This is a genomic window from Hydrogenophaga sp. (assembly GCF_018780385.1).
Classification (GTDB): domain Bacteria; phylum Pseudomonadota; class Gammaproteobacteria; order Burkholderiales; family Burkholderiaceae_C; genus Hydrogenophaga.
The window spans coordinates 1-3,971 of record NZ_JADMJO010000029.1 but is presented as its reverse complement, the minus strand read 5'-3'; the positions used below and the strand labels follow the sequence as shown (position 1 = coordinate 3,971).

The following is a 3,971-nucleotide window of genomic DNA, read 5'->3' as shown; positions in this document are numbered from 1 at the left end:
ACATCACCAACGTCGACATGAGCCAGACCATCGCGCAGGTGCAGCGCGTGCTCGGTCAGGTCATCCGCGCGGTGGAGTTCCTGTTCGCCTTCACGCTCGCGGCCGGCCTGGTCGTGCTGCTCTCGGCCATCACCGCCACGCGCGGTGAGCGCGAGCGCGAGTTCGCCATCCTGCGCGCCGTGGGCGCGGGCTCGCAGCTGCTGCGCCAGGTCCAACGCATCGAGCTGCTCGGTGTGGGCTTGCTGGCGGGCTTTCTCGCCTCGGTGGTGGCCGTGGCGGTGGGCTGGGCGCTCGCGCGCTTCGTGTTCGAGTTCTCCTGGACCGCCTCGCCGTGGGTTCCGCTGGGCGGTGCCTTGGCTGGCGCCGTGTTGGCCCTGTTGGCGGGCTGGTGGGGACTGCGCAGTGTGCTGCGCACGCCGGTGGTGGAAACCCTGCGCAGGGCCGCCGAATGAACACGCCGCTGCAAGAGCCCGCGCCCTTCGCAACGCCGTTCGAATGGATCGGCGGCGAAGACAAGGTGCGCGCGTTGGTCGACCGCTTCTACGACCTCATGGACATCGAGCCCGGTTACCTGGAACTGCGCGCTGCCCATGGCAACACGCTGGCCGATGCGCGGCAAAAACTGTTCTGGTTCCTCTGCGGCTGGCTCGGTGGCCCGCAGCACTACACCGAACAATTCGGCCACCCCCGCTTGCGCGCGCGCCACATGCCGTTCTCCATCGGCATCATCGAACGCGACCAGTGGCTGGCCTGCATGGACCAGGCGATGGGGGAGACCGGGGTGGATGCGGTGCTGCGCGAGCGGCTCAAGACGAGTTTCTTTCAGACCGCGGACTGGATGAGGAATTCACCGGGCTAGGGGCAGGTGTTTTCACGAACCCAACGAGGTGCAACATGCAAACGGCCAGAGCTGAAGTGACCACGGAATTTCTGGAGGCGTTTGCCGCCGCGTGGAATCGTCACGATGTCGACGCGCTTATGTCGTTCATGACAGAGGATTGCGTCTTCGAATCGTCGGCCGGTGCGGATGCCTGCGGCACCCGTTACGTCGGAAGTGAAGCCGTGCGAGCCGCCTTCGCGGAGGTATGGGCCGTTTTTCCCGACGCCCAATGGGCTCATGCGCGCCATTTTGTCCACGAGGACCGTGGCGTGTCGGAGTGGACGTTTCTGGGAACGCGGGCGGATGGCTCGCGCGTTGAAGTTCTTGGTTGTGATCTGTTCACGCTTCGAGGCGGCAAGATTCTCCTGAAGAACTCCTACCGGAAAAGCCGCTCGCCCTCCTGAGGGCGTGCTCAACTGAGCCTCGGGGCCCTATGCCCCTTCACCCCGAGCGCAACAACACCACCAGCGCCCCGGCCCCACCCTCGGCTGGCCGCGCCTGCACGAACGCCATCACCTCGTTCTTCTGCACCAGCCAGCGCAGCACGCGGTTCTTGAGCACCGGCATGCGCCCCGGCGAACCCAGCCCTTTGCCGTGCACCACGCGCACGCAGCGCAGGCCTTGCTGATGGGCCTCGCGGATGAAACGGCCCAGGGCTTCGCGGGCTTCGTCGGTGCGCAGGCCGTGCAGGTCGATCTGGCGTTGGATGCTCCAACTGCCTTCGCGCAGCTTGCGCATCACGTCCGGCCCGAGGCCCGGGCGGTGGAAGCTCAGCATCTCGTCGGTGTGCAGCAGGGTCTCGATGTCGAACTCGTCGGACAGCGCCTCGCGCATCACCGAGGCCTCGTCAAGCTGGCGTTGCACGGGCAGTGGCTCCACCGGCACCGGGCGCGGCTCGATGCGCCCCGGATTGGCAATGGCTTGCACCGGCCCCACGGCGCTGGCAAACAGGCGCTGCTCGCGTTCGCGCCGCAGCGCGGCCTGGCGCGCGGCTTCGCGCTGAATGGCCTCAGTCGCCGCACGCTCTGCCATGGCGCGTTTGAGCGCCTTCAGATCGGCCAGCGTGTTGACTTTCATGGCGCGATTGTGACGGAGCGGTCTCGCTCGCCGCTGCGGGCGCGAGATCAACCCTGCAGTGTCAGATCAAGCCCATTTCGGCCATGGATGCGGCGTGGTTGCGTGTGACGATGAAGTGGTCCAGCACGCGCACGTCCACCAGCGCCAGCGCCGACTTGAGGGTGGCCGTGAGGGCTTCGTCGGCGCGCGAGGGCAGGGCGGTGCCGCTGGGGTGGTTGTGCGCCAGCACCACGGCGGCGGCGTGGTGATGCAGGGCGCGCAGCACCACTTCTCTGGGGTACACGCTGGTCTGGGTGAGGGTGCCGCGAAACAGTTCTTCGAGCGCCACCAGCCGGTTCTGGGAGTCGAGAAACAGCACCGCGAACACCTCGTGCTGGCGACCGCCGAGCTGCAGTTGCAGGTACTCGCGAACCGCCTGGGGGTTCTCCATCAGCGTCTTTTCCTGCAGACGCTGGGTGAGCGCGCGGCGGGCGAGTTCGAGCACCGCCAGCACCTCGGCGCGTTTGGCCGGCCCCAGGCCCTTGACCTGCCGCAGCGCATCGGCGCTGGTGTGCAACAGCCCTGCCATGCCGCCAAAGTGCTCCAGCAGCTCCTGGGCGAGCTGCACCACGTGTTTGCCACGAATGCCGGTGCGCAGGAGCAGCGCCAGCAGCTCCACGTCACTGAGTGCGGAGGGACCGCGCGCCAACAGCTTTTCGCGCGGTCGCGCGTCGTTTGGCAGGCTTTTCAGCCCGACTGCAAGAAGGCCATCCATCGTTTTTTCTCCCTGTTTCAGTCCGCTTTTTACAATACAGCCTTCACCCCACCACCAGCGCCCCGGTTTTTGACCGTTTGCGCCACACTCCAGCCCATGCTTTCCTCCCCGCCCATGCCCCAAGTCCAAGAAGGCTCCTTTCTCACCCTGCACTACCGCATGTCCGGTCCGCAGGGCCAGGTGATCATCGACACCTTTGCCGGCAAACCCGCCACGCTGAGTCTGGGCACGGGTGAGCTCTCGCCGGCCATCGAGCAGCGGCTCATGGGTCTGGACGAGGGCACCCGTACCGTGATCGAGCTGGCCGCAGGCGAGGCTTTTGGCGATCGCCAGCCCGAGATGGTGCAGTGGGTGGCGCGCAGGCTGCTGAGCGAGCTGGGTGACCCGCACGAACGGTACGTGGCAGGCGATGTGGTGCAGTTTCCCACGCCCGATGGGCTGGGAACCTATGCAGGCGCTGTGCTGCAGGTGCGCGAAGACGGTGCGGTGCTGTTCGATTTCAACCACCCGCTGGCGGGGCAGCCGGTGAGCTTCGAAGTGCAACTGATTGGAGTGCTCTGATGCCGATGTCCCAGGAAATCGTTCTCGCCGAGCCGCGCGGCTTTTGTGCCGGCGTGGACCGCGCCATCGAGATCGTCGAGCGCGCACTCACCAAGTTCGGTCGGCCGATCTATGTGCGCCATGAGATCGTGCACAACACCTACGTGGTCAACGACCTCAAGGCCAAGGGCGCGATCTTCATCGAGGAGCTGGCCGACGTGCCCGCGGGTGCCACGCTGGTGTTCTCGGCCCACGGCGTGAGCAAGGCGATCCAGGAAGAAGCGAAGCAGCGTGGCTTTCACATCTTTGACGCCACCTGCCCGCTGGTGACCAAGGTGCACGTCGAGGTGGCCAAGCTGCACCGCGAGGGTTTCGAATTCATCATGATTGGCCACAAAGGGCACCCCGAGGTGGAGGGCACCATGGGGCAGCTGGAGAGCGGCATCCATCTGGTGGAAGACGTGGCCGATGTGTCGCGTGTGTCACCCACGCAGACGGCCAAGCTTGCGGTGGTGACGCAGACCACGCTGTCGGTGGACGACGCGGCCGAGATCCTCAAGGCCGTGAAGGCGCGTTTTCCGCAGGTGCGCGAACCCAAGCAACAAGACATCTGCTATGCCACGCAAAACCGGCAGGACGCGGTCAAGCTGCTGAGCCCGCAGGTTGACATCGTGATCGTGGTGGGCAGCCCCACCAGCTCCAACAGCAACCGCCTGCGCG

7 protein-coding genes are annotated in these 3,971 nt (G+C 66.0%); 5 read left to right on the top strand and 2 right to left on the bottom strand.

Translation table 11 applies throughout. From position 1 onward, the window contains the following. The 3 genes from IV113_RS11855 to IV113_RS11845 form a co-directional block, all read left to right on the top strand. The coding region (locus IV113_RS11855) for an FtsX-like permease family protein (protein ID WP_291084967.1) at positions 1–452 on the top strand (452 nt) is incomplete at its 5' end. Beyond that, positions 449–859, top strand: a complete 411-nt coding sequence (locus IV113_RS11850) for a group II truncated hemoglobin (RefSeq protein WP_291084964.1) — start codon at positions 449–451, stop codon at positions 857–859. The genes IV113_RS11855 and IV113_RS11850, both read left to right, overlap by 4 nt. A gap of 35 nt (positions 860–894) precedes the next feature. Further along, positions 895–1,284, top strand: a complete 390-nt coding sequence (locus IV113_RS11845; protein WP_291084961.1) for a nuclear transport factor 2 family protein — start codon at positions 895–897, stop codon at positions 1,282–1,284. Between the two features lie 37 nt (positions 1,285–1,321). On the opposite strand, the gene IV113_RS11840 is transcribed toward IV113_RS11845, so the two are convergent. Continuing rightward, positions 1,322–1,957, bottom strand: coding sequence for a Smr/MutS family protein (locus tag IV113_RS11840; RefSeq protein ID WP_291084958.1), 636 nt, complete (start codon positions 1,955–1,957; stop codon positions 1,322–1,324). A 61-nt stretch (positions 1,958–2,018) separates the two neighbouring features. Next, positions 2,019–2,711, bottom strand: a complete 693-nt coding sequence (gene radC / locus IV113_RS11835; protein ID WP_291084955.1) for a DNA repair protein RadC — start codon at positions 2,709–2,711, stop codon at positions 2,019–2,021. 96 nt (positions 2,712–2,807) lie between these two features. Between radC and IV113_RS11830 the strand changes: the two genes are divergently transcribed. Then, entirely contained in the window at positions 2,808–3,272 is a 465-nt protein-coding gene (locus tag IV113_RS11830) for an FKBP-type peptidyl-prolyl cis-trans isomerase (protein WP_291084952.1), read from the top strand. Then, positions 3,272–3,971 (top strand): 4-hydroxy-3-methylbut-2-enyl diphosphate reductase (ispH, locus tag IV113_RS11825; RefSeq protein ID WP_291084949.1); only part of this gene is annotated, 700 nt, incomplete at its 3' end. The genes IV113_RS11830 and ispH, both read left to right, overlap by 1 nt.